The 24985-nt window shown below is 31.9% G+C and carries 25 protein-coding genes, 1 pseudogene, 1 riboswitch and 1 other annotated feature (1 of these 28 running past the window's edge); of the genes and pseudogenes, 16 read left to right on the forward strand and 10 right to left on the reverse strand.

The window, feature by feature from the left end:
* Positions 1-154 (reverse strand) — a binding site (T-box leader); it reaches 236 nt to the left of the window's first position.
* 226 nt (positions 155-380) lie between these two features.
* The 4 genes from HMPREF2953_RS08260 to ychF all read left to right on the forward strand — a co-directional run bounded on the left by HMPREF2953_RS08260 (position 381) and on the right by ychF (position 3547).
* The gene (locus HMPREF2953_RS08260) at positions 381-1205 is read left to right on the forward strand and encodes a ParB/RepB/Spo0J family partition protein (protein WP_070672812.1); all 825 of its coding nucleotides are present in this window, start codon (positions 381-383) and stop codon (positions 1203-1205) included.
* Positions 1206-1335: 130 nt separating this feature from the next.
* Positions 1336-2214: a mechanosensitive ion channel family protein gene (locus HMPREF2953_RS08265; RefSeq protein ID WP_002454534.1), complete on the forward strand. Its 879-nt coding sequence runs from the start codon at positions 1336-1338 to the stop codon at positions 2212-2214.
* Positions 2215-2234: 20 nt separating this feature from the next.
* Entirely contained in the window at positions 2235-2438 is a 204-nt protein-coding gene (locus HMPREF2953_RS08270) for a DUF951 domain-containing protein (RefSeq protein WP_002448008.1), read from the forward strand.
* Between the two features lie 11 nt (positions 2439-2449).
* Entirely contained in the window at positions 2450-3547 is a 1098-nt protein-coding gene (ychF, locus tag HMPREF2953_RS08275) for a redox-regulated ATPase YchF (RefSeq protein WP_019834710.1), read from the forward strand.
* Between the two features lie 69 nt (positions 3548-3616).
* Here ychF and HMPREF2953_RS08280 read toward each other — a convergent pair whose 3' ends face one another.
* On the reverse strand, positions 3617-3808 hold the full coding sequence (locus HMPREF2953_RS08280; RefSeq protein WP_049335850.1) for a hypothetical protein: 192 nt from the start codon (positions 3806-3808) through the stop codon (positions 3617-3619).
* 248 nt (positions 3809-4056) lie between these two features.
* Here HMPREF2953_RS08280 and rpsF point away from each other — a divergent pair, with 248 nt between their 5' ends.
* The 6 genes from rpsF to HMPREF2953_RS08310 all read left to right on the forward strand — a co-directional run bounded on the left by rpsF (position 4057) and on the right by HMPREF2953_RS08310 (position 7670).
* A complete protein-coding gene (gene rpsF / locus HMPREF2953_RS08285; RefSeq protein ID WP_002447961.1) occupies positions 4057-4353 on the forward strand; it encodes a 30S ribosomal protein S6 in 297 nt (98 codons plus the stop codon).
* A 21-nt stretch (positions 4354-4374) separates the two neighbouring features.
* Entirely contained in the window at positions 4375-4890 is a 516-nt protein-coding gene (ssb, locus tag HMPREF2953_RS08290; RefSeq protein WP_002447969.1) for a single-stranded DNA-binding protein, read from the forward strand.
* Positions 4891-4931: 41 nt separating this feature from the next.
* Entirely contained in the window at positions 4932-5174 is a 243-nt protein-coding gene (gene rpsR, locus HMPREF2953_RS08295; protein ID WP_002447994.1) for a 30S ribosomal protein S18, read from the forward strand.
* Between the two features lie 182 nt (positions 5175-5356).
* On the forward strand, positions 5357-6283 hold the full coding sequence (locus tag HMPREF2953_RS08300; protein WP_070672815.1) for a hypothetical protein: 927 nt from the start codon (positions 5357-5359) through the stop codon (positions 6281-6283).
* A gap of 281 nt (positions 6284-6564) precedes the next feature.
* Entirely contained in the window at positions 6565-6813 is a 249-nt protein-coding gene (locus tag HMPREF2953_RS08305; protein WP_002447983.1) for a GlsB/YeaQ/YmgE family stress response membrane protein, read from the forward strand.
* 278 nt (positions 6814-7091) lie between these two features.
* The gene (locus tag HMPREF2953_RS08310; protein ID WP_070672819.1) at positions 7092-7670 is read left to right on the forward strand and encodes a histidine phosphatase family protein; all 579 of its coding nucleotides are present in this window, start codon (positions 7092-7094) and stop codon (positions 7668-7670) included.
* A 97-nt stretch (positions 7671-7767) separates the two neighbouring features.
* Here the strand turns inward: HMPREF2953_RS08310 and HMPREF2953_RS08315 are convergent, their stop codons facing one another.
* The 4 genes from HMPREF2953_RS08315 to HMPREF2953_RS08330 form a co-directional block, all read right to left on the reverse strand.
* Positions 7768-8397 (reverse strand): NDxxF motif lipoprotein, encoded by a 630-nt coding sequence (locus HMPREF2953_RS08315; RefSeq protein ID WP_049335856.1) that lies wholly within the window; start codon positions 8395-8397, stop codon positions 7768-7770.
* Between the two features lie 248 nt (positions 8398-8645).
* Positions 8646-10169 (reverse strand): alkyl hydroperoxide reductase subunit F, encoded by a 1524-nt coding sequence (gene ahpF, locus HMPREF2953_RS08320; RefSeq protein ID WP_070672821.1) that lies wholly within the window; start codon positions 10167-10169, stop codon positions 8646-8648.
* Between the two features lie 14 nt (positions 10170-10183).
* The gene (gene ahpC, locus HMPREF2953_RS08325) at positions 10184-10753 is read right to left on the reverse strand and encodes an alkyl hydroperoxide reductase subunit C (protein ID WP_002447989.1); all 570 of its coding nucleotides are present in this window, start codon (positions 10751-10753) and stop codon (positions 10184-10186) included.
* Positions 10754-11155: 402 nt separating this feature from the next.
* Complete coding sequence (locus HMPREF2953_RS08330) at positions 11156-11935, reverse strand: 2-keto-4-pentenoate hydratase (protein WP_070672825.1); 780 nt, start codon at positions 11933-11935, stop codon at positions 11156-11158.
* A gap of 154 nt (positions 11936-12089) precedes the next feature.
* On the opposite strand from HMPREF2953_RS08330, the gene HMPREF2953_RS08335 reads away from it, so the two are divergent.
* Entirely contained in the window at positions 12090-12845 is a 756-nt protein-coding gene (locus HMPREF2953_RS08335) for an NADPH-dependent oxidoreductase (protein ID WP_049335860.1), read from the forward strand.
* A 57-nt stretch (positions 12846-12902) separates the two neighbouring features.
* Here HMPREF2953_RS08335 and HMPREF2953_RS08340 read toward each other — a convergent pair whose 3' ends face one another.
* The 4 genes and pseudogenes from HMPREF2953_RS08340 to HMPREF2953_RS08355 form a co-directional block, all read right to left on the reverse strand.
* A complete protein-coding gene (locus HMPREF2953_RS08340) occupies positions 12903-14294 on the reverse strand; it encodes an L-cystine transporter (protein ID WP_049335862.1) in 1392 nt (463 codons plus the stop codon).
* A gap of 355 nt (positions 14295-14649) precedes the next feature.
* Positions 14650-15148: pseudogene (locus HMPREF2953_RS08345) on the reverse strand (DNA-binding protein); the annotation flags it as partial.
* 126 nt (positions 15149-15274) lie between these two features.
* The gene (locus tag HMPREF2953_RS08350) at positions 15275-15937 is read right to left on the reverse strand and encodes a hypothetical protein (RefSeq protein WP_070672827.1); all 663 of its coding nucleotides are present in this window, start codon (positions 15935-15937) and stop codon (positions 15275-15277) included.
* Between the two features lie 215 nt (positions 15938-16152).
* On the reverse strand, positions 16153-16560 hold the full coding sequence (locus tag HMPREF2953_RS08355; protein ID WP_070672829.1) for a YflT domain-containing protein: 408 nt from the start codon (positions 16558-16560) through the stop codon (positions 16153-16155).
* Positions 16561-16774: 214 nt separating this feature from the next.
* Positions 16775-16877, forward strand: a riboswitch (purine riboswitch).
* A 207-nt stretch (positions 16878-17084) separates the two neighbouring features.
* Here HMPREF2953_RS08355 and xpt point away from each other — a divergent pair.
* The 4 genes from xpt to guaA all read left to right on the forward strand — a co-directional run bounded on the left by xpt (position 17085) and on the right by guaA (position 22125).
* Positions 17085-17666, forward strand: coding sequence for a xanthine phosphoribosyltransferase (xpt, locus tag HMPREF2953_RS08360; RefSeq protein ID WP_049335866.1), 582 nt, complete (start codon positions 17085-17087; stop codon positions 17664-17666).
* Positions 17663-18931, forward strand: coding sequence for a xanthine permease PbuX (pbuX, locus tag HMPREF2953_RS08365; protein WP_049335868.1), 1269 nt, complete (start codon positions 17663-17665; stop codon positions 18929-18931). The genes xpt and pbuX overlap by 4 nt, the downstream gene beginning before the upstream one ends.
* Positions 18932-18969: 38 nt before the next feature.
* Positions 18970-20436: an IMP dehydrogenase gene (gene guaB / locus HMPREF2953_RS08370; RefSeq protein WP_049335871.1), complete on the forward strand. Its 1467-nt coding sequence runs from the start codon at positions 18970-18972 to the stop codon at positions 20434-20436.
* Positions 20437-20583: 147 nt separating this feature from the next.
* Entirely contained in the window at positions 20584-22125 is a 1542-nt protein-coding gene (gene guaA, locus HMPREF2953_RS08375) for a glutamine-hydrolyzing GMP synthase (RefSeq protein ID WP_002447954.1), read from the forward strand.
* A 238-nt stretch (positions 22126-22363) separates the two neighbouring features.
* Here the strand turns inward: guaA and HMPREF2953_RS11690 are convergent, their stop codons facing one another.
* Complete coding sequence (locus HMPREF2953_RS11690) at positions 22364-22753, reverse strand: phosphatase PAP2 family protein (protein WP_256263328.1); 390 nt, start codon at positions 22751-22753, stop codon at positions 22364-22366.
* 720 nt (positions 22754-23473) lie between these two features.
* Between HMPREF2953_RS11690 and HMPREF2953_RS08385 the strand changes: the two genes are divergently transcribed.
* A complete protein-coding gene (locus tag HMPREF2953_RS08385) occupies positions 23474-24973 on the forward strand; it encodes an NADH dehydrogenase subunit 5 (protein ID WP_070672831.1) in 1500 nt (499 codons plus the stop codon).
* Positions 24974-24985 lie beyond the last annotated feature (12 nt).

Here is a 24985-nt window from a genome sequence, read left to right on the forward strand (position 1 = left end):
TACTGTATCGCTATAACGGGCGAACCCGTTGATACCTCATATTGGTATCAACACTCAAAGGCCATTTTCAAACTTTCTTTCAATGTCTCTTCTCAGCTTACAAGACTCTCTGTATCTGCAGTGTAAGTTTTACTTTCCTTATTACCGTGTGTAATTTGTGTTTTTTTAAGTTAATTCATAGCTTACAGACATAAATTACATTTGTCAATAACTTTTCTGAAAATTATGATTAAATAATAAATTCAGAAAGCGTCTGAATGATTGATATATATACTTTCTACTTAGTAAAATTTTTTCTTAAAAAAGTTTATAAGACTTGTAGATATAACATGCTTTTTTTAAAATTAAGTAATGACTTTAAAGATAAGGGAGGACTATGAGTGGACAACATTGAAGATCAACGTATTCAATTAAATAATGATGAACACGTACAATATATTAAAATTTCAAGTATTAAAGTTAATCCCTATCAACCTAGAAAAACATTTGATGAGGAGAAACTTCAAGATTTAGCAGAGTCTATAACAACTCATGGTATACTTCAACCTATTGTTTTAAGAAAAACGATCAATGGATATTATATCGTTGTAGGAGAACGACGTTTTCGAGCTTCTAAATTAGCTGGGTTAGAGGAAGTTCCTGCAATTGTAAAATCCCTTTCTGATTCTGACATGATGGAATTAGCCATTATAGAAAATTTACAAAGAGAAGATTTAAATGCAATTGAAGAAGCTGAAAGTTATCAACGATTAATGAATGATCTTGGTCTGACACAACAAAAAGTTGCTGAAAGGTTAGGAAAATCACGGCCTTACATTGCTAATATGCTAAGATTACTAAATTTACCCTCTGATATTGCTAAGCTTGTAAGAGAGAATCGCATGTCAGGGGCCCATGGACGTACTTTACTTGCATTAAAAGATGTAAATACGATGAAACGTATAGGTAAACAAGCAATCAAAGAGGGGTGGAGTGTCCGTTATTTAGAAAAAGTTGTTTCTGAAATCCAAGACGGTGGGCAGTCTAAAAAAGAAAAATTAAATACTCCAAGTAAACCCAAATTCATACAGAAACAAGAACGTGCGCTTAAGGAAAAATTTGGAACTCATATAGATATATCTGTATCTAAAAATGTTGGGAAAATTGTGTTTGAGTTTAAATCCGAGGCTGAGTTTAGACGTATTATAGATAAATTTAATGAATAGTATCCTATTAATAAAATAAAAAAGAAAATGATAAATCAAAAGACTGATACAATTTTAGAAGAAATTTTGTATAATAAATAAATTGGAATATAAATTTAAAGTGGACTAAATAGAAAAGGAGGGGGCTATTATGAATCAATTGAAGAACGTGTTAACATCGCTATTTCAACCATTAACAGAACCCGAAGTATATACAAATTTAGCAACTAAATTAGCAATGGTTATTATTTATATTTTAGTAGGCTTAATTGTAATTGGAATTATTAATAAAGCGATAGAAGAAGCATTTAAATTTCAAAATAAAAGTAATAGAGGAAATAAAAAACGCTCTAAAACGCTCGTGTCCCTTATCAAAAATGTTGTAAGATACATTGTGTGGTTTATCGTACTCACAACAGTATTAAGTAAATTCGGAATTAGCGTAAACGGGATTATCGCCAGTGCCGGTGTTGTAGGTATCGCTGTTGGTTTTGGAGCCCAGACTATAGTCAAAGATATTATTACTGGATTTTTCATTATTTTTGAAAATCAGTTTGATGTAGGTGATTATGTTAAAATTAATAGCGGTGGTACTACAGTTGCTGAAGGAACAGTAAAATCTATAGGATTGAGATCAACGCGTATTAATACCATCACTGGGGAGTTAACTATTTTACCAAATGGTAGTATGGGTGAGATTACTAACTATTCTATTACTAATGGTACGTCAATTGTAGAAATTCCAGTCTCAGTTGATGAAAATATAGATAAAGTTGAAAAGAAATTAAATAAATTATTTGCAGCAATGCGCAGTAAATACTACTTATTCATTACTGATCCAGTCGTTTTAGGAATTGATGGGTTAGATGAAACAAAAGTGATTATAAGAATATCAGCAGAAACTATTCCTGGAGAAGGTGCTTCAGGTTCTAGAATTTTACGCAAAGAAATCCAAAAAATGTTTGTACAAGAAGGTATTAAATTGCCACAACCCATGTACTTAAGAAATACTGATAAACAAAACGCTTAATAAATGTTGGGGGTAATGTTGTGACACCAAAATATGGTATAAATGATATAGTAGAAATGAAAAAACAACATGCTTGTGGAACAAATCGATTTAAAATTATTCGCATGGGTGCGGATATACGAATTAAATGTGAAAATTGTCAAAGAAGTATTATGATTCCACGACAAGTGTTTGATAAAAAAATAAAAAAAATATTAGTATCTCATCAAGATACAGAAAGTTAGGAGAATGATTCATGGCTTTAACAGCAGGTATCGTAGGTTTGCCTAATGTTGGTAAATCTACTCTATTTAATGCAATTACAAAAGCAGGTGCGCTCGCTGCGAACTATCCTTTCGCTACAATCGATCCGAATGTTGGGATTGTAGAAGTACCAGATACACGTTTAAATAAATTAACAGAAATGGTAGAACCTAAGAAAACAATTCCTACCACTTTCGAATTCACAGATATTGCAGGTATTGTTAAAGGTGCTTCAAAAGGTGAAGGTTTAGGAAACAAATTCTTATCACATATTCGTGAAGTAGACGCTATTTGTCAGGTAGTACGTGCTTTCGATGACGAAAATGTGACACACGTCGCTGGTCGTGTAAATCCATTAGATGATATTGAAGTCATTAATATGGAACTTGTTTTAGCTGATTTAGAATCAGTAGAGAAACGTTTGCCTCGAATTGAAAAAATGGCACGTCAAAAAGATAAAACAGCAGAAATGGAGTTCCGCATTTTATCTAGAATAAAAGAAGCGTTAGAAGAAGGAAATCCAGTTCGTAGTTTAGATTTTAATGAAGAAGATCAAAAATATGTAAATCAAGCTCAATTATTAACATCTAAAAAAATGTTATATATTGCAAACGTTGGCGAAGATGAAATTGGTGACGATGAAAATGATAAAGTGAAAACCATTCGTGAGTACGCAGCTAAAGAAGATTCTGAAGTTATCGTCATTAGTGCAAAAATTGAGGAAGAAATTGCCACACTTGATGATGAAGATAAAGAAATGTTTTTAGAAGACTTAGGTATTGAAGAACCGGGCCTCGATCGTCTTATCAGAACAACATATGATTTGTTGGGATTATCTACTTACTTTACAGCAGGTGTTCAAGAAGTACGTGCTTGGACATTTAGACAAGGGATGACGGCACCACAATGTGCAGGTATCATTCATACAGACTTCGAACGTGGTTTCATTCGTGCCGAAGTAACAAGTTATGACGACTATGTTGAGCATGGTGGTGAGCAAGGTGCGAAAGAAGCAGGTAAACAACGTTTAGAAGGTAAAGATTATATTATGCAAGACGGAGATATTGTTCACTTCCGATTTAATGTATAGGAATATAAAAAAGCGCGACATCTATTTATTATAGACGTCGCGCTTTAGTTATATCATTATGGTTATATCTTAAAAAAACGGTATAACTTTACTTGCTTTAACAATATCTTTGGTGCTAAAAAACTGTTTACCTTCTCCAGTATAAGCTGGCTCAAGAATCATATTGGCTTTTGCACAGTATAGCCACTCTGGATTGATACCGCAATTTAAGATTTCTTGAAACTCTTGAAAATCTTTATTCCAATCTAAATCTAATTGCATAGTTACACCTCAAGGATATTATAGAATATCAGTTCTTTTTTGAAAAGATATGTTTAAAGTTTGAATATAAATTTATAGGGCCAATACGATAGATCTTATCCACTTTCAGACAAAATATTTCAAATAATATTTATTGTAAAAAGTAATCACCTATGCTATAATTCTTGATTGTGAGTAATGAAAATTATTCCTTGCCTATGGATAGGATTCGATAGGCCGCATAGACCACAAGGAGGTGCAATTATAAAATGAGAACATATGAAATTATGTATGTCGTACGTCCTAACATTGAAGAAGATGCTAAAAAAGCAGTTGTTGAACGCTTTAACGGTATCTTAGCTTCAGAAGGATCAGAAGTTTTAGAAGAGAAAGACTGGGGTAAACGCCGTCTTGCTTACGAAATTGAAGATTTCAAAGAAGGCTTCTACTTCATCGTACGCATTAAAACAGATAATAACAGAGCTACAGACGAATTCCAACGTTTAGCTAAAATCAATGACGATATTATCCGTTATATCGTTATCCGTGAAGACCAAGATAAGTAATAATTAAATGGGGGCGTTGAAATGATAAATCGAGTTGTATTAGTAGGTCGTTTAACTAAGGATCCAGAATACAGAAGTACTCCCTCAGGCGTAAGTGTAGCGACATTTACTCTAGCAGTTAATCGTACTTTCACGAATGCTCAAGGGGAACGCGAAGCTGACTTTATTAACGTTGTTGTATTTAGAAGACAAGCAGAAAACGTAAATAACTATCTTTCAAAAGGTAGTTTAGCTGGCGTTGATGGTCGCATACAATCACGCAGTTATGAAAATCAAGAAGGTCGTCGTATATTTGTCACTGAAGTTGTAGCGGATAGTGTTCAATTCCTTGAACCTAAAAATGCACAAGGTGGACAACGTCATCAAGGAAATAATGATTTCCAAGATTATGGCCAAGGATTTGGTGGTTCACAATCAGGACAAAATACATCTTATAATAATAATAACAATCGTGCATCAAACAATAATCAATCAGATAACCCATTTGCAAATGCAAATGGCCCAATTGATATTAGTGATGATGACTTACCATTCTAACGAAAGAATGAGATTAAAAATATAAAAGGAGGTAATTAACCATGGCAGGTGGACCAAGAAGAGGCGGACGTCGTCGTAAAAAAGTATGCTATTTCACAGCAAATGGTATTACACATATTGACTATAAAGACACTGAATTATTAAAACGTTTTATCTCAGAACGCGGTAAAATTTTACCACGTCGTGTAACTGGTACTTCAGCTAAATATCAACGTATGTTGACTACAGCTATTAAACGTGCTCGTCATATGGCTTTATTACCATATGTTAAAGATGAAAACTAATATATAATTAGTGTAAACCCCGTAAGCTCAAGGCTTGCGGGGTTATTTTGATGTCGTAGTAATAAAAAATGGATAGATTATACACCTTAAGTTGATTTTAAAATGTATTGCGTAATATCTTTAATGGATGCAATATAAAATGTTATCATTAAAAGAGACATACATAAGGAGTTATGATGATAATGAGAGGAAAATATGTATTAGCAGGTATTGTTGCATCTACTTTATTTTTGGGTGCTTGTGATTTAAATATTCATTTACCAGGCGGAAATAATGATAGTTCAGAGGATAAGCAAAAAACTGAGAAGAATGATCATAAAAATAAAACGCCTAATAATTCAAATAAAAATAATAATACTAATAATGATAAGACTATAGATTCATCAGACACACAGCAAAATAATATTGATGAAAATACTAATTATAATCAAACTAAAGATATTCAATCCAATGATAATAAGAGTCTTCAGTCATCCGAACAGAATACTCAAAACCAATCTGAAAACGGAAGCAATGAAAATAATGAAACGTCTACGAATGAAAGTCATTCAACTAGTGACAATCAATCAAATGATTCTTCGAATAAAGAACTTACACCGAAGCAAGCAGAGGATGTTGTCTATGATTGGTATAAAAATCAAGGATTTGGAAATCGTTTAAGAAATGAATTTAATTACAATCCTAGTAAAAGTACTGACGAGATGTATTATATAGATTATGCAGCAAGTGACGCATATGGTACTGGAACACCTTATGTAGCCATTGTAGATAAACATACAGGTAGTATTGTTGATAATTATAATAATATGACAGATGAAGAAAAAGCTAAAAGAAAACAAATGAATGAAAGTAAATTAGAACAAAGTAACCGACAACGAAACAATGATGTACAAAATAATGAAACACAACATACATCGTCTAATGAAGAAAATCAAAATAGTGCGCAATCTGAAACTCAAAATGATGTCCAGACATCGAATCAATCCGAGAACAATGATTCAACTTCAACAGACGCTTCTACACAAACTAAAGAAGAACCCACAACTTCTCAAATAGATCGTAATGAACAAGCACAACCAAATTATCAAAGTACAAATAACGAAGAATAAAAACAAAGGAACAAGACATTATATTCAACATGAATATGTTTTGTTCCTTTAAAGTTGTTCATAATGTTTAGCAAGTATTTTATATAAAAATAGTTGCTATTTTTTAGTAGTCTTATATTTTTAATCATTAATTGAATAAATACTAATAAAATATGTGGGAGTTATTATTTAGTTGTTTTTGTTATAAAAAATAAATTATTTTAATAATGATGTTTATAAAATTTAAATAGGTGGTATGAATAAGAAGTAAACAAAATAAAACTATAAGGAGTAATCTAACTATGGGCTTTATTATTATGATAATCGTTGGTGGATTAATCGGTTGGATTGCTGGCATGATCATGGGTAAAGATATCCCTGGTGGTATCTTAGGTAATATCATTGCTGGTTTAATCGGTTCATTCATCGGAAGTAAATTGTTAGGTACTTGGGGGCCTGTTTGGGGCGGAGTACCAATCTTCCCAGCATTAATCGGTGCAATTATTCTTATTTTTATTGTTTCTTTAATTTTAAAAGCAATCAAAAAATAGGTATAGCATTTTAAAGGGGACTACGTTATGTAGTGCTCTTTTTTTATTTATTAAACTAAAAAAAGAGGATGACGTCGGGTTAAGGCGTCATCCAGGAGTATTATGTTCATGAATATAAAAGACTTGTAGTTATTAAATAACTACATATTAATAGTATCATGCAATATAAATAATAACAATCATAAAAATGTATATTATTTAAAAATATATCATTTATATGATTAGTAGACTTCATTCATTTATTATTTAATATAATAAATTGAAATAGGAGGTAAAACATGAATTTATATCTTATTCGACATGGTGAATCACAGTCTAATTACGATAATAAGTACAATCGAGCATATTATTGTGGTCAGTTAGACGTTCCTTTAACTGAAAAGGGCGTTGAAAGCGCAAAACAATTAAAGCTATATTTTTATAATATAAAAATCAATGATGTGTATGTATCTGATTTAACAAGAACGAAAGAAACATATCAATATATCTTCCCTTACGATATCCCAACTACAGTCACATCATTATTACGTGAACGTTCATTGGGTCTATTTGAAGGTCAATTTAAGGATAAACTTATGAAAAACAATATGTATTATCGTTATTTTCATGATCCAAATTATAAAGATTTTCGACATAGCTTTATTCAAAAAGCACCTGAAGGGGAAAGTTATAATGATGTTTATTATAGAGTGAAACAGTTTTTCGAAACGATTCATATTCAAGACGATTACACGATAGTCATTATTGCACATCAAGTTGTGATTCGTTGTATTATGGTTTACTTTGGCTATATAAATAAAGAAGAAGCATTAATTAAAGTAATTGAAAATTGTAAGCCATATCTCATTGAATTATAAAAAAATCTGAGACATCATTTATCGTCTCAGATTTTTTATATATGGGACATCACCATTAATGGACTGGAATAACATATTCAAATGGATACTCCCTATTCTATTTATCAAAAACGTTTGTTTTGATATCTTTCTTATTTAAGAAAGACTTGATTTTATTTTGTTGGTTGCCATTTACATCTCCAGCATAATGAGTAGGAACATCTACAATGTTAATTGTATTTTGAGGTTGATAATTCAGTTGTTCGATACTTTCATCAACATTTGCAATTGTACTATTCAAAGCATGAAAGTACTTAATAATACGATTTACATTATCTTTATAGCCGTCTGGCAATGTGTTATTTTCAACATATTTTTTAAAGTGTAAGTCATTTTTAACAGCAATATTAGATAAATGACTAAGTTTTTTAGCTTGTTTATCAGTGATTTTTGTTTGTCCTGAACTTTGACGATCGATTTTACTTTGCATTATATATTTATTGTCTAAAATATCACTATTAACATCTAGATATTTTTTGATTGCTTTGTTCATTTCATCTTCAGTAAGCTTTTGATGAGATTTATTCGATGTAAAAATATCATTTTCAGTTAAGTTTTTAGCATGTTTCGGTGCATTAACACCGTTACTTTGATTATGATTGTCTTCATTATTATCATTATTAGGTGCACACGCACTTAACATTAATAACAAAGCTAAAAAACTACTAATAATCATACTCTTTTTCATAGACTTCAATAATCTCCTTTATTAGTAAACATTTCTATTTAAGAATAATAATAGAGTATCATTTATAGAAACAGAATTGAATGTTTAAGACATAAAATTAATATGAATCTATGAACAAATTGTGGCAATATCATTAAAAAAGTAAATTAAAAAAGCAGAGTCGTTAATAAAATGACTCTGCTTAAAATGAAGATATTTGATAGGTTAAGTTCTAAGTCTTACTTTCATATAGAAAGTTAAACTGTAAATTAATTTCTAATAATATAATCAAATGCACTCAATGCTGCGTTAGCACCTGAACCCATTGATATAATGATTTGTTTATATTTTTGGTCAGTAACGTCACCAGCAGCAAAAATACCAGGGACGTTTGTGTTATTTTCACGATCCACAACGACTTCTCCACGGTTATTTAACTCTACTGCGTCACCAATCCATTTTGTATTTGGCACAAGGCCAATTTGTACAAAGATACCATCTAAGCTTAATTCTTTCATTTCACCAGATGACATATCTTCATAGCTTAAACCAGTAACATGATCTTCACCTAGAACTTCAGCAGTTCTAGCATTTGTGTGAATATCAACATTAGGGAAAGAACGTAAACGTTCTTGTAACACCGTATCCGCTTTTAGTTCTGGAGCGAATTCAAATAGTGTCACGTGTTTAACTATTCCTGCTAAATCGATAGCTGCTTCAACACCAGAGTTACCACCGCCGATAACTGCAACGTTTTTATTTTCAAATAAAGGTCCGTCACAGTGAGGACAGAAAGCAACACCTTTATTGATTAAGCGATCTTCACCAGGAATATTTAATTTACGCCAGCTTGCACCCGTTGAAATAATAGCAGTTTTACTTTCAAGAACTGCATCATTTTCTAAAGTTACTCGGATAGCTTTATCAGTTTTTTCAATTTTAGTTGCACGAATACCAGTCATAGCATCAATATCATATTCTTCGATATGTGCAGCTAAATTAGAAGAGAATTCTGATCCAGTGGTTTGTTTAACAGTAATAAAGTTTTCAATGCCAGCTGTATCGTTAACTTGACCACCGATTCTATCTGCAACAATACCAGTGCGTAAACCTTTACGCGCAGTATAAATTGCAGCACTACCACTTGCTGGTCCACCACCGATGATTAATACATCGTATGGATCTTTATTTTCATATTCTGAAGCATCTTGTGTACTGCCAAGTTTAGATAAAATATCAGAAATTGTCATACGACCATTACCGAATTCTTCACCATCTAAAAATACAGCAGGGACTGCCATGATATCCTTAGATTCTTCACGGAATACAGCACCATCAATCATTGTATGAGTGATATTTGGATTAATCACACTCATTAAGTTTAATGCTTGAACTACATCTGGACATTTTTGACAAGTTAAACTTACATAAGTTTCAAAATTGTAGTTACCTTCAAGACCTTTAATTTGATCAATGATGGATTGTTTTTCTTTAGGCGCACGTCCACTTACTTGTAAAATGGCAAGTACAAGTGAATTAAATTCATGACCTAAGGGAATACCAGCAAATGTGATACCAGTATCTTCTTTAGGTTTACTTACTTGGAAACTTGGTGTGCGTTTTAATTCTTTTTCAACGATTGTAATATGATCTGTCATCTCAGCGATTTCATCTAATAAATCTTTTAATTCTTTAGATTTATCATCAGAGCCAATACTTGCTCTAAATTCTACATCGCCTTCCATAAGTTGTAATAATTGTTGTAATTGTTGTTTTAAATCAGCATTCAGCATACTTAAATGCCTCCTTAAATTTTACCTACTAAGTCTAATCCTGGTTGTAATGATTCAGAACCTTCTTCCCATTTTGCTGGGCAAACTTCACCTGGATGTTGACGTACGTATTGTGCGGCTTTGATTTTATTTACTAATGTACTTGCATCACGGCCAATACCATCTGCATTAATTTCTGCTGCTTGAACTACACCATCAGGGTCAACGATAAATGTACCACGTTGTGCCAAACCTGCTTCTTCATCTAATACATCGAAGTTACGAGTGATGATTTGAGAAGGGTCACCAATCATAGTGTATTGGATTTTGCTGATTGCGTCTGAATGATCGTGCCAAGCTTTGTGTACGAAATGAGTATCAGTTGAAACTGAAAATACATTAACACCTAAATCTTGTAATTGGCTATATTGATTTTGTAAATCTTCTAATTCAGTTGGACATACGAAAGAGAAGTCAGCTGGATAGAAGCAAACAACACTCCAAGAACCTTTTAAATCATCTTGGCTTACTTCTTTGAATTCATCATTTTTAGGATCATATGCTTGTGCTGTGAAAGGTAAGATTTCTTTATTGATTAAAGACATAACTTAAATTCCTCCTGATTTATCGAATATTAATTAGAACTACATAATAATTATTGCTTATTTATAATAATTCTAATCTCTTGGTTTATATTATTACATGTAGATTTTATTTCGTCAACATAATACACTTAAAAGTAAGAAAAACAATATAAAATACTGATATAACAAGGTTTATATAAAATATTTTAACTTTTTTAAGATATTATGAGGTTTATTTTTTCTAATTAAAAAATGTAAATTGTAAATACAAATACATCTTTTCGCTTAAATCTATTCTCAACTAAAGGAAAGTATTTGATAATGGAAATCAAACATAATAGATTAAAACTCTCTTCAAGTTACGCTTTGAAACATATAAATCTGAAGAGAGCATCAAGTATTTTTAATATTATTTTATTAAAATCAGTCTTTGACTTCTACTTTTACGCTTCCTACTTTCTCGTATTCAGCAATATAAATACCTTTTTCTAACTGTAGTGGTGAAATAAATGTACCTGAAGAAATAAATTGACCTTTTTCTAAACGTTTTCCATGTGAATGTAATTTTTTATTTAACCATTTTATAGATTCAATAGGATTTCCTAGTACGTCACTAGAGTGTCCTGTTTCAATTTCTTGATCATTTTTAAATAACTTTAAGTTAATATCAGCAAATGATTTGTAATCAAGAGGTGTTACTCTTTTTCCAACCACAATTAAACCTGTTGCAGTATTATCTGAAATTAAATCTGATAAAGCAAAGTTAGGGAACCAATCTTTATAACGTGCGTCAGGAATTTCAATACCTGGAGCTACTTTTACACTTTCTAAGATGGTTTGAACATCGGCATTCTCTGGTAAGTCTGCAGTTAATTCAAAAATAAGTTCAGGTTCAAGTAATGGATCAAATAATGTTGATAATGAGATAGAGTTATCCCCCTCGACGACTTGAGTAGATAAAATGGTACCGTACGCAGGCTCATTTGTATTGGCAATGGCTTGAGTGGCGGCACTTGTCATACTTACTTTGTAACCTTTAATTTCAGATTTTTGCTTATTTTTTAATTGATTAATGAGATCATCTTGTGTGTGATAGGCTTCTAACTCATTTAATTCAAAAGAGGAACTGATAAAATTAATCGGTTTTTTTGATGTAAAAGCTTGATATAAGGCTGTTGAAATTTCTTTGTTAGCGTGAGTCATAGTATCTCTCCTTTGATATCTGAAAATTGTCATTATTATGATAACTTTAATTGGTTTAGCATGCAAATCTTAATTTAAAATAAAGGGCAATTTTGAAGAAAAATAAAATATAAATTGTTAATATATATTCAGTAATTAAAAAGGAGTGGACTTAATGTCAGATTATGTTTACGAATTAGCTAAAAAACATCATTCAGTTCGAAGATTTAAAGATCAACCTTTAAGTGAAGGTGTTGTTAGAAAGTTAGTTGAAGCTGGACAAAGTGCTTCAACATCTAGTTATTTACAAACGTATTCTATTATTGGAGTAGAAGATCCAGAAATTAAAGCACAACTCAAAGAAGTATCAGGGCAACAATATGTGGTAGACAATGGCTATTTATTTGTATTTGTTTTAGATTATTATCGTCACAATCTTATTAATGAAGATGTAGAACAACATATGGAGACGTCATTTGAGTCGGCTGAGGGCTTATTAGTTGGTGCCATCGATGTTGCATTAGTATCAGAAAATATTGCTTTAGCAGCTGAAGATATGGGCTATGGCATTGTATACTTAGGTTCGCTTCGCAATGATGTCGGGCGTGTACGTGAGATTTTAGACTTACCTGAATATGCCTTCCCTTTATTTGGTATGGCTGTAGGAGAGCCAGCTGAGGATGAAAATGGATCATCAAAACCACGTTTACCTTTTGAACATATCTTCCATAAAAATGTCTATAATAGCAATAAAGCACACCAAAAAGAAACATTAAACGCTTATGATCAAATGGTTAGTAAATACTATCAAGACCGTACAAATGGTGTAAGAAATGAAACCTGGTCTCAACAAGTTGCTGGATTTTTAAGTGGGAAAGCACGATTAGATATGTTAGAGCAATTAAATAAAGCTGGACTAATGAAAAGATAAAATAAAACCGAAAAAAGAGAGGCAGAATTTGTTTGAAATTCTGTCTCTCTTGTTATTTTATGATTCTGTGGATAATTCTCCATAATGGTTAGAATTAAATTTTTCTTTATCTAAGTTACCTGTTAAACGTGCTGTACCAGTACCTGCTAACATGGAATCATTGACATTTAGAGCGGTACGACCCATATCAATAATTGGTTCGATAGAAATTAATACACCAGCTAATGCAACTGGTAAGTTTAAAGTTGATAATACAAGAATTGAAGCGAAAGTTGCACCGCCACCAACGCCAGCTACACCAAATGAACTAATCACTACAACGCCAATTAGTGTAAGAATGAAGGGTATATCGATGTCAACATGAGCAACAGGAGCAACCATAATAGCAAGCATTGCTGGATAAATACCAGCACATCCATTTTGACCAATAGACAAACCGAATGAAGCTGAGAAGTTTGCAATACCTTCAGGTACTCCTAAACGTTGCGTTTGGGTTTGCACATTTAAAGGAAGCGCTCCTGCACTTGAACGTGATGTAAATGCAAAAATCAGTACTTCAAGTGTTTTTTTAACATAACGAATAGGATTAATTCCCATAATCGCTAAAATAATTAAATGAATAACATACATTGTAAGTAAAGCTGCATAAGATGCAATCATGAATTTACCTAATGTCCAAATTGCTGAAAAATCACTTGTTGCAATTGTAGAAGCCATAATTGCGATAATTCCATAAGGAGTTAATCTTAAAACAAAGGTAACAATTGACATGATGAGAGCATAAACAGCATCAATACCACGTTTTAATAAGCTACCATTATCAGGTTGTTTACGTGCAACACGTAAGTATGCAAATCCTACAAAAATAGCAAATATTACTACTGCAATAGTTGAAGTTGTTCTCTGACCAGTAAAATCTAAGAAAGGATTGCTTGGTAATAATTCAAGAATTTGTTGTGGTAGTGTATTCGCTGTAAGCTGCTTCGCTTCACTACTAATTTCATTTCCTCGTGCATGTTCTGCACTACCTAAATCGATACTTGAAGCATCAAGACCAAATACAATGGCATAAAAAATACCTACAACGGCTGCAATAGCGACAGTACCAATTAAAAACATAAAAATATAAGAACCTATCTTAGCAAATTTATCGCCAATTTGTATCTTACTAAATGCTGAAACAATAGAAATAAAAATAAGTGGCATAACAATCATTTGTAATAATGTCACATAGCCATCTCCAACGATGCTAAACCAATCAGTTGTGGTTTCAAGCACTTTAGAATTAACACCATAAATAAGGTGTAAAATAATTCCATATACAATTCCTAATCCTAGAGCGGTAAAGACTCGTTTTGGGAATGATACATGTTTTTTAGCCATAATGAATAAGCCGATAATAAAAATCAACATGATGACAATGTTAATAATTGAAAATAATGTTCCCATATAATGATTCTCCTTTTATTAGTTAAATCCGACACATTTAATAAGAATAGTATTAAATATATAATAATTCAATACTTTAAATAACATAAATTATTAAATGTTTTTACAAACTAATGATAAATAGATACAAAATGAGTATTAAAACAAAAAAGCAGGATCGAAATTTTTTAATTTCAATCCTGTTTTAGTAAATAGCACTATATACAGTTGTGACATTAAAGATTAAATAGTCTAGCTAAGAATCCTTTTTTCTCATTTGAAGATGAAACATAAGTTTGATGCTCTTTTAAAGTATCAATCGCTTGTTGATTGTTATCATTAATTTCTTTAACCAAATTATTTTTAGTATAATCAGATTGTTCTTTTTGAGCTGTTTGAATGGCCTGTTGTGATGTTTGAATGGCAACTAATGATTCATTGTTTGCCTCCAATTTTTCAGTAATTTGACTTTGTAATTCCTTAAGTTCATTTTGTTGTTGATGAACTTGAGTAATCATTTGACCTAACATTTGACGTTCTTCACGCATTTTTTGTATTTCGGTACGTAAGTCTTCTACTAATTGTGTAACGCCTTGATCAGCAGGTAACTGTTGTTGGTCTTCTTTAACGATAACTTGTAAAAAGTCTTTTTCTTTTTCTAATTCTTCGAAAGCTAAATCATAGCTATTTGTTTGTTTTACCTTTTCTGCAATATCTTGGAAAAGTTCAATATCTTCTTCTTTAAAATCTGTAGCCTCACGACCACGATATTCAGTCTTGCTAAGATGATATCCTCGTTCTTCTAAATGTTGGACGATTTTACGGACTTGTTTTTCACTTAGCTCGACACGTTGAGCAAATTCTTTAGTTAACATAATGAAGTCCTTTCGTATTTAAATAATATATTCATTCATTTACGCTGACGTTTGTCTTCGGTTAGTGAAACGTCAGTCTAACCTCGCATATTAGTTTAACCTTTTATATCGCTCTTTTCAAGTATTCTATAAGGATGAACGTAAATTCATCTTTTCTAAAAGGGGATATATAATATCTCTAGAAATTCCATTCGCAAATACATATTTGAGAATATAATTAGATTTCACACTAGCAGGATAGATGTCTTTTGTAAGTTCAATGTTAGATTTAATAAATAAGTCAGTATGTATAGGTGTTTCTTCAAACGTATAATTAGGATGCAAGTAGTCAATGTCATATTGTTGTTCAAAGTCATTTTCTAATAAGATATGATGACGTCGTTTAATTAATTGATTATCTAATATGCTATTATCATGTTTCGAGACTTCAATCATTAAAAAGTTAATATCTCTAGAATGTACTTTATTAGATAATATATTTAGGTGTGTTTCAACTTCATTTAAAGTTTGAGATATGATTTCATTATAATTTGAATCAACTACAGCTAATAAGTGGACTAGAAATGCTGAATTTGTTGTTGCTTCGTAGTGTGCTGTGGCCAAACTGATTATATTTTCTTTCTCAATACCAACAATCAAAACATAATCATTTTCTGTTTTATTATTCTGTAAGGATCGTTTTGTGATAGTGCTGTCTTCAAAAAAATCAACATCTAATTGTTTATTATAAAACTCGACAGCTTTTTGATAATAAGCGTCTTCTAAAGAATAAATAGTGTGAAATTTCATAGCGATCTCCCCGCATTATATTTTTTTAAGTATAGCACATGTGTAAAGTAGCACATCATAATACAAAATATATTAAAAAACTTCTTTCAAAGTTATAAACGATTCACACTTTACTTTGAAAGAAGCATATATTAATTTTTGACTGTTACTTTGTAAAAACGTATGTTCATTTAACAATCGACATGGTTAAATACAATGAATGGTTAAACTTATTTTTAAGATTTTGGACCATCAGACTCATTAGCGTAATGAGTGATATCAACTTCTTCATAAGCTGCGTTATTTTTTTCAACTTCATTATGTGAAGAAGCGTCTTTTCTAGTGATTACTAAAAATTTGCCATCAAGCACATCTTTTTTATATTGTTCTGCTTGGTTATCAGATAGTTTGAAATTATTTAATACAGCTTCTTCACCGTCTTCACCGGTTAATAAGCGTGACATGCGATCACTGAATGAACCACTTGTTGCTATAAGTGTTACTTGAGAATTATGTAAATCATCTGAATGTAATTTAGATTTACTGATAACAAATATCTCATTTTCTGAATATCCTTCTGCTTTTTTCTTTTCAATCACATTGTAAATTTGATTTTCATTATCTAGAACTGTAATATCTGGCATATTCATCGTCCTCCATCATTTCATGCTACTTTTAAATATTTATACCCTAATGAATAGATATAAAACGTTTCGATATAATTATATAATTAAAAATATGTAATTTACAAATACGGTTTTTTTAATAAGATATTAAACGCTTACATTTATAAGTAGCGTGATTACAAGGATAAACTCTCCATCAGTTATTGAAAATAAGCTTAAAATTTGCTATTATCATTAAATAATTTATATTGCTCATATAATCTGAAGAATATGGCTTTAGAAGTTTCTACCGTGTTGCCATAAACAACGCGACTATGAGTTCAAGTACAATGGTAAGGAAGTTAATGAGAAGTTTGAGGATTGGCTAAGATGTCTTGTACTATATTATCATTTGTATAATGTAAAGTATTGTTTATCATCTATAAATCTAAATTATTTACTTCTAAGTTACAAATGAATGTGTATCGTACTTGTTCACTTATAGGTCCTGAAACTAGATAAAAGTTTCGGGTTTTTTTATATAAAGTTTAGGAGGTTTTGAAGTGGAAGCGCTCGAACAAAAAGTCAAGGAAGATGGCGTAGTCATTGATGAAAAAATATTAAAAGTTGATGGATTTTTAAATCATCAAATTGATGCCAAATTAATGTATGAAGTGGGTCAAACATTTTATAAACAATTTAAGGATAAAGGGATTACGAAAATTTTAACTATTGAGGCTTCCGGTATTGCTCCTGCAATCATGGCTGCATTACATTTCGATGTGCCATGCTTATTTGCAAAAAAAGCAAAGCCAAGTACTTTAAAAGATGGGTTTTACAGTACTGATATCCATTCATTTACTAAAAATAAAACAAGTACAGTGATTGTATCAGAAGAATTTTTAGGGCCTGAAGATAAAGTATTAATTATTGATGATTTCTTAGCAAATGGTGATGCTTCACTTGGATTGTACGACATTGCGCAACAAGCTAAAGCAGAAACAGTAGGCATAGGAATTGTTGTAGAAAAAAGTTTCCAAGATGGACGACAAAGATTGGAAGAGGCTGATTTAACTGTTTCTTCATTATGTAAAGTTGCTTCCTTAGCAGGGAATAAAGTGACTTTACTAGGTGAAGATGAATGAAAAATTTAATTTTAAGTGTACAACATTTATTAGCAATGTATGCAGGTGCTATTTTAGTACCTATCATTGTAGGAACAAGTTTAAAATTTTCACCTGAAGAGATTGCTTATTTAATTACAGTAGATATTTTTATGTGTGGAGTAGCTACATTTTTACAAGCAAATAAGATTACTGGTACAGGACTACCTATTGTTTTAGGATGTACATTTACTGCTGTAGCACCTATGATTTTAATTGGACAGACTAAAGGTTTAGACGTGTTATATGGATCATTGTTCCTATCAGGTATCTTAGTTGTAATCATTGCTCCATTCTTTTCTTATTTAGTTAAATTTTTCCCACCTGTTGTTACAGGTAGTGTCGTTACAATTATCGGAATTAACTTAATGCCCGTTGCTATGAATTATCTTGCTGGTGGTCAAGGTGCTAAAGATTATGGTAATCCTAAAAATCTAATTTTAGGTGGAGTGACACTTATTGTTATCTTACTATTACAACGATTTACAACGGGATTCTTAAAATCTATTGCAATTTTGATTGGTTTAGTTATAGGCACGATATTGGCTAGTATATTTGGATTAGTTAATGTTAGCCAAGTTGGTGACGCACATTGGCTCGGTATTCCACGACCATTCCGTTTCTCAGGATTTGGCTTTGATTTCGGTGCAACATTAGTGTTTACAATTGTAGCAATTGTAAGTCTGATCGAATCAACAGGTGTATATCATGCATTAAGTGAAATCACTGGTCGTAAGCTTGAACGTAAAGATTTTCGTAAAGGTTACACTGCGGAAGGTCTAGCCATCATTTTAGGATCAATCTTTAATGCTTTCCCTTATACAGCTTATTCGCAAAACGTAGGACTTGTTTCACTTTCTGGAGCTAAGAAAAATAAAATCATATATGGAATGGTAGTCTTACTTTTAATATGTGGTTTTATACCTAAATTAGGTGCTCTGGCTAATATTATTCCTTTACCTGTATTAGGCGGTGCAATGATTGCTATGTTTGGTATGGTAATGGCTTATGGGGTAAGTATTTTAGGAAATATTGACTTCAAAAATCAAAATAATTTATTAATTATTGCTGTATCAGTCGGACTTGGTACAGGAATTAGTGCTGTACCTCAAGCATTTAAAGCTTTAGGAGAACAGTTCGCTTGGTTAACTCAAAATGGTATTGTTTTAGGAGCAATCTCTGCTATTATTCTTAATTTCTTTTTTAACGGTATAAAGTATAAACAAAACGACGAAAATGTGAAATAATAAGACTAACTATATAAAAAATGGAGGCTGTGTTATAAATGTGGGAAAATAAGTTTGCTAAAGAATCATTAACTTTCGACGATGTTTTGTTAATTCCAGCTGCATCAGACGTATTACCAAGTGATGTTGATTTAAGCGTAGAATTATCAGATAAAATTAAATTAAATATTCCAGTTATCTCTGCTGGTATGGATACAGTAACTGAATCTAAAATGGCTATTGCTATGGCACGTCAAGGTGGTTTAGGTGTCATCCATAAAAACATGGGCATTGAAGAGCAAGCTGATGAAGTACAAAAAGTAAAACGTTCAGAAAATGGTGTTATCACGAATCCATTCTTCTTAACACCAGATGAAAGTGTTTATGAAGCAGAAGCATTAATGGGTAAATATCGTATTTCAGGTGTGCCTATTGTAAAAGATGAAGAATCAAGAACACTCGTTGGTATTATTACAAACCGTGACTTACGTTTTATTGAGGATTTCTCAATTAAAATTTCAGATGTGATGACTAAAGAAAATTTAATTACAGCTCCAGTTGGTACAACACTAGATGAAGCAGAAGCAATCCTTCAAAAGCATAAAATTGAAAAATTACCATTAGTAGAAAAGGGTCGTTTAGAAGGTCTCATCACAATTAAAGATATAGAGAAAGTACTTGAATTCCCTCATGCAGCGAAAGATGAACATGGTCGTTTACTTGCAGCAGCAGCTATCGGTACATCTAAAGACACCGAAATTCGTGCACAAAAACTTGTAGAAGCAGGAGTAGATGCGTTAATTATTGATACAGCGCATGGACATTCTAAAGGTGTGATTGAGCAAGTCAAAAAAATGAAAGATAAATATCCTGAACTTACAATTATTGCAGGAAATGTTGCAACTGCTGAAGCCACACGCGCTTTATTTGAAGCAGGTGCAGACGTGGTTAAAGTAGGTATTGGACCTGGATCAATCTGTACAACACGTGTCGTTGCAGGTGTAGGTGTACCACAAATCACTGCAGTATATGACTGTGCTACTGAAGCACGTAAACATGGTAAAGCGATTATTGCTGACGGTGGTATTAAATTCTCTGGTGATATTATTAAAGCATTAGCGGCTGGTGGTCATGCTGTTATGTTAGGTAGCTTATTAGCTGGTACTGAAGAAAGCCCAGGCGCTACTGAAGTCTTCCAAGGTAGACAATATAAAGTATATCGTGGAATGGGTTCTCTTGGAGCAATGGAAAAAGGGTCAAATGATCGTTACTTCCAAGAAGATAAGTCTCCTAGAAAATTTGTTCCAGAAGGTATTGAAGGTCGCACAGCTTATAAAGGACCATTACAAGATACCATTTATCAACTTATGGGTGGAGTAAGAGCTGGTATGGGTTATACTGGTTCACCAAACTTAAAAGCATTACGTGAAGAAGCACAATTCACACGTATGGGCCCTGCAGGTTTAGCTGAAAGTCATCCACATAACATACAAATTACTAAAGAATCACCAAACTATTCATTTTAATGTAAGGTGAGCAAGAAGCGATTAAATTAAGAAAGTACGCTTTTCTATAAAATATTTATAGAGGTTGAAACGATGTATTGTCTTTATAAATATGAAAAGCGTCTTTCTATTGTTTACATAAATTAAATTTAAAGGAGATTTACTATTATGGAAATGGCTAAAGAACAAGAATTAATTCTTGTCCTAGATTTCGGTAGTCAATATAACCAGTTAATTACACGTCGTATTCGTGAAATGGGCGTTTACAGTGAATTACACGATCATGAAATTTCTATAGACGAAATTAAACGTATGAATCCTAAAGGTATTATTCTTTCAGGAGGTCCAAACTCTGTTTATGAAGAAGGTTCATTTACAATTGATCCTGAAATTTATAATTTAGGTATTCCAGTGTTAGGTATTTGTTACGGTATGCAACTTACAACCAAACTATTAGGCGGTAAAGTTGAACGTGCAAATGAACGTGAATATGGTAAAGCAATTATTAAAGCAAAATCTGATGAGTTATTCTTTGGTTTACCAGAAGAACAAACAGTGTGGATGAGTCATTCAGATAAAGTCATTGAAATTCCTGAAGGTTTTGAAGTTATTGCTGATAGCCCAAGTACAAATTATGCTGCCATCGAAGATAAAAAACGTCGTATTTATGGTGTACAATTCCATCCAGAAGTACGTCACACAGAATACGGTAATGATTTACTAAGAAATTTTGTCCGTCGTGTATGTAATTGTACAGGTGAATGGACAATGGAAAACTTCATTGAAATTGAAATCGAAAAAATTCGTGAACGTGTAGGTCATCGTAAAGTATTATGTGCAATGAGCGGTGGTGTAGATTCATCAGTTGTTGCAGTATTATTGCATAAGGCCATTGGTGATCAATTAACATGTATTTTTGTAGACCATGGTTTACTTCGTAAAGGCGAAGGCGATATGGTAATGGAACAATTCGGTGAAGGCTTTGATATGAATATTATTCGTGTAAATGCCAAAGAACGTTTTATGGAAAAACTCAAAGGCGTCTCTGATCCAGAAAAAAAACGTAAAATCATTGGTAATGAATTTGTATATGTATTTGATGATGAAGCGGCTAAATTAACAGATGTTGATTTCTTAGCACAAGGTACACTTTACACAGATGTGATTGAATCAGGTACAAAGACAGCGCAAACAATTAAATCTCACCATAATGTAGGCGGATTACCTGAAGACATGGAATTTGAATTGATTGAACCTATTAATACATTATTTAAAGATGAAGTTCGTGCCTTAGGTATTGAATTAGGTATCCCTGAACATTTAGTATGGAGACAACCATTCCCAGGTCCTGGTTTAGGTATTCGTGTGTTAGGTGAAATTACTGAAGATAAATTAGAAATCGTTCGTGAATCTGATGCGATTTTACGTGAAGTGATTCGAGAAGAAGGTCTTGAAAGAGAGATTTGGCAATACTTCACAGTACTACCAGGTATTCAATCTGTAGGTGTTATGGGTGATTATCGTACGTATGATCATACAGTAGGTATTCGTGCTGTAACATCAATTGATGGTATGACAAGTGATTTTGCACGTATCGATTGGGAAGTGTTACAAAAAATTTCTAGTCGCATAGTTAATGAAGTAGACCATGTAAACCGTGTCGTCTATGACATTACTTCTAAGCCACCAAGCACTATAGAATGGGAGTAACCCATTAAAAAACGAGCATTTTCGTGAGAAATGCTCGTTTTTTTTTATATTAAATTCAATAATTTGGACGTTTATGCTAATTTCTTTTTGATTGAAATGATTGTCGTCTTTGTTGTAATGACGTTCTATGGTGTACTTTTTGAAGAATATATTGATACACCATCAATGACATAAATAACCATGAAAGACTAAAAAAGATACCGCCAACTACGTCAGTGAGATAGTGAGCATGGAAGTATCATCTTGAAAATAAAATACCTAACCATACTACAATTAACACCGTATTTATTATGTACTTTATCCACATATTTCCTAATTTAGGGATAAGTACAAAAATAAGAGCAAAAATAACAATCGTACTTGTTAAAGCATGTCCGCTTGGGAATGAAAATCCTGCATCAATTGTTAAGTGATCATAAGGTCTTGAACGATGAATGATGTCTTTTAACGCAATACCTATGATACCTGCTGAAGCTACTGTTGTCGGTAACCCTATTGCTAATAAGAAGCGTCGCTTAATTAAAACGATAGTTGCGATGATAAGGGTAAGGGTAATAAAGGTCGCAATATCGCCGTATGATGCTAGAAATGTCATAAAATCATTGAACCAATTATCTTTGAAATTCATTTTTGGTTCGCCAAATGTATTTAAGAACCCATAGAATGATTGTAAATCTAATATATGTGTCCATAACGACTTAGTAAAAAACGAAAAAATAGCTAAGGCAATCACAAAAATATGATAGTCATCCTTCATTATTCAAAAAAAGCAAATAAAATATAAAAAAACTTTACAAAAAAATTAAGCGTTTTCACAGAATTGTTACATGAATATTGAACAAAGTATGTTATTTTATAAGTAATGAAGTAAATTCATTTTATCCATGAGGGTTTGGGACATACTTTATCGTCTCAAACTCTTTTTATATATTAGTAATTAAAGATTGAGTTTATAATATTTTTGGGGGTATTATTTAAACAAAATTGATATAAAAAGGAAAGTTGAAATGATATGACTGTTATCTTTTATATTAGAAATTTGACTTTTAGTTGATATTTTCATATATTGTATTTAATATGCATCAAATTATACATAGGTTTATATCAAGCAATGAGACAAAAAGTATCATGCACTTTATTGTTTAATTGAAGGATAAAACTGATGTACTTAAATCTAAATTATAGGTTGCTTAAAGAGCATTAATAAATATATTGAATGAGCATAAAAGAAGCCTACAATAGATAGTCGTCCTTTTTTAATGGGATAAAACTAAACTATTGTAGGTGTTTTATTATATTATAAGCAATAGTTATATATAGGTTACAGTTTAAAAGTGGAGGAATGATAATGTTAAGTATGAGTAGTTTACTTATATTATTTTTTATAACGCTTATTATAGCAGCGTTAAGTGGATTGATTGTATTAATTCCCTCAGTTCCAGTTAAATACATAAGATTTCACTTAGCTTTACTTCTATTACCAGTTATTGTAGGTATTGTAGGGTTAGTAACTATAAACGAAAGAGAAGTTATTGACATATTTGCATTAGATAAATTTGCTTGGTTAGTAGGTGCGTTTGTTTTAGCGTTAGGTTTTATTATTCAAAAGTTTTCAACGCGTTATTTATTAGGAGATCACAATTATCGTAAGTATTTTCCTTTATATACATTTATAACTGTTTTTGCTTCACTAGGTTGGTTAAGCAATGACTTACGTTTAATGACTTTATGTTGGGGATTAACGTTATGTTGTTTAACACAACTAATTAAATTGAATAAAACTTGGAAAGTGCCAGCAGAGGCAGCAAAAGTTTCTGCACGTTCCTTTATTATTGGATGGTTAGCGCTATTAATTGCGGTTATTTTGCTATACATAGGAACAGGAGAATGGACAATAGATCCTTCTCAAAATTATGACTATGCTTTAAATCATGGTCTAAAATTAGTTATTGACTTATTGCTTGTTGTTGCTGTTATTATTCCAGCTGCGCAATATCCATTTCAGAGTTGGTTAATTGAATCAGTTGTTGCGCCTACACCTGTATCAGCTATTATGCATGCCGGTATAGTTAATGCGGGGGGCATTATTTTAACGCGTTTTTCACCGATATTTGATAATTCTATTGCTCTTACAATATTATTAATTATTTCTAGTATGTCAGTATTGATTGGTTCGGGCATTAGTTTAGTACATGTTGATTATAAACGACAACTTGTTGGATCAACGATGAGTCAAATGGGTTTTATGCTCGTTCAATGTGCGATGGGTGTTTATTCAGCTGCGATTATCCATTTAATATTGCATGGTATATTTAAAGCCACGTTATTCTTACAATCAGGCTCAGTTGTCAGACGATTTAATATACCAACTCCACCTAATATTAAGAAATCATATGGATGGATAATACTTGGAAGGGCTCTTGCATTGATTATTGCAATTGTGTTTTTTATGACAAGTGACCATAGTCCATATATTTTGATTAGTGCATTTATCTTAGCATGGTCTATCTCTGTATCATGGAATCAACTTGTGGCATTAAATAAAGGAGTAATGGGACGCTTTATAGGTATTACAATGATTGTAGTTGTTGCAATGGTTTATATTGTGACTCATCAAGTATTTGTTAATATACTTCATCATGTATATATGGCTCCTGCCCATCCACCGTTAATTAGTATTATCATTAGTATTGCGATTTTAGTGTTAGGTAGTATTTTTAGTATTTGGGTCGCTCGCCATCGTACATCTACAGCCTTTGCTAAAGTTTACTTATGGTTAATTAAAATTGGAGAAGCTAAATTTAAATCTGTAGAAAGCCATCCAAACTATTTAAAGAAATATTTATAAGAGGTGAACATT

It is taken from the genome of Staphylococcus sp. HMSC072E01 (assembly GCF_001814125.1).
GTDB classification, from domain to species: domain Bacteria; phylum Bacillota; class Bacilli; order Staphylococcales; family Staphylococcaceae; genus Staphylococcus; species Staphylococcus hominis.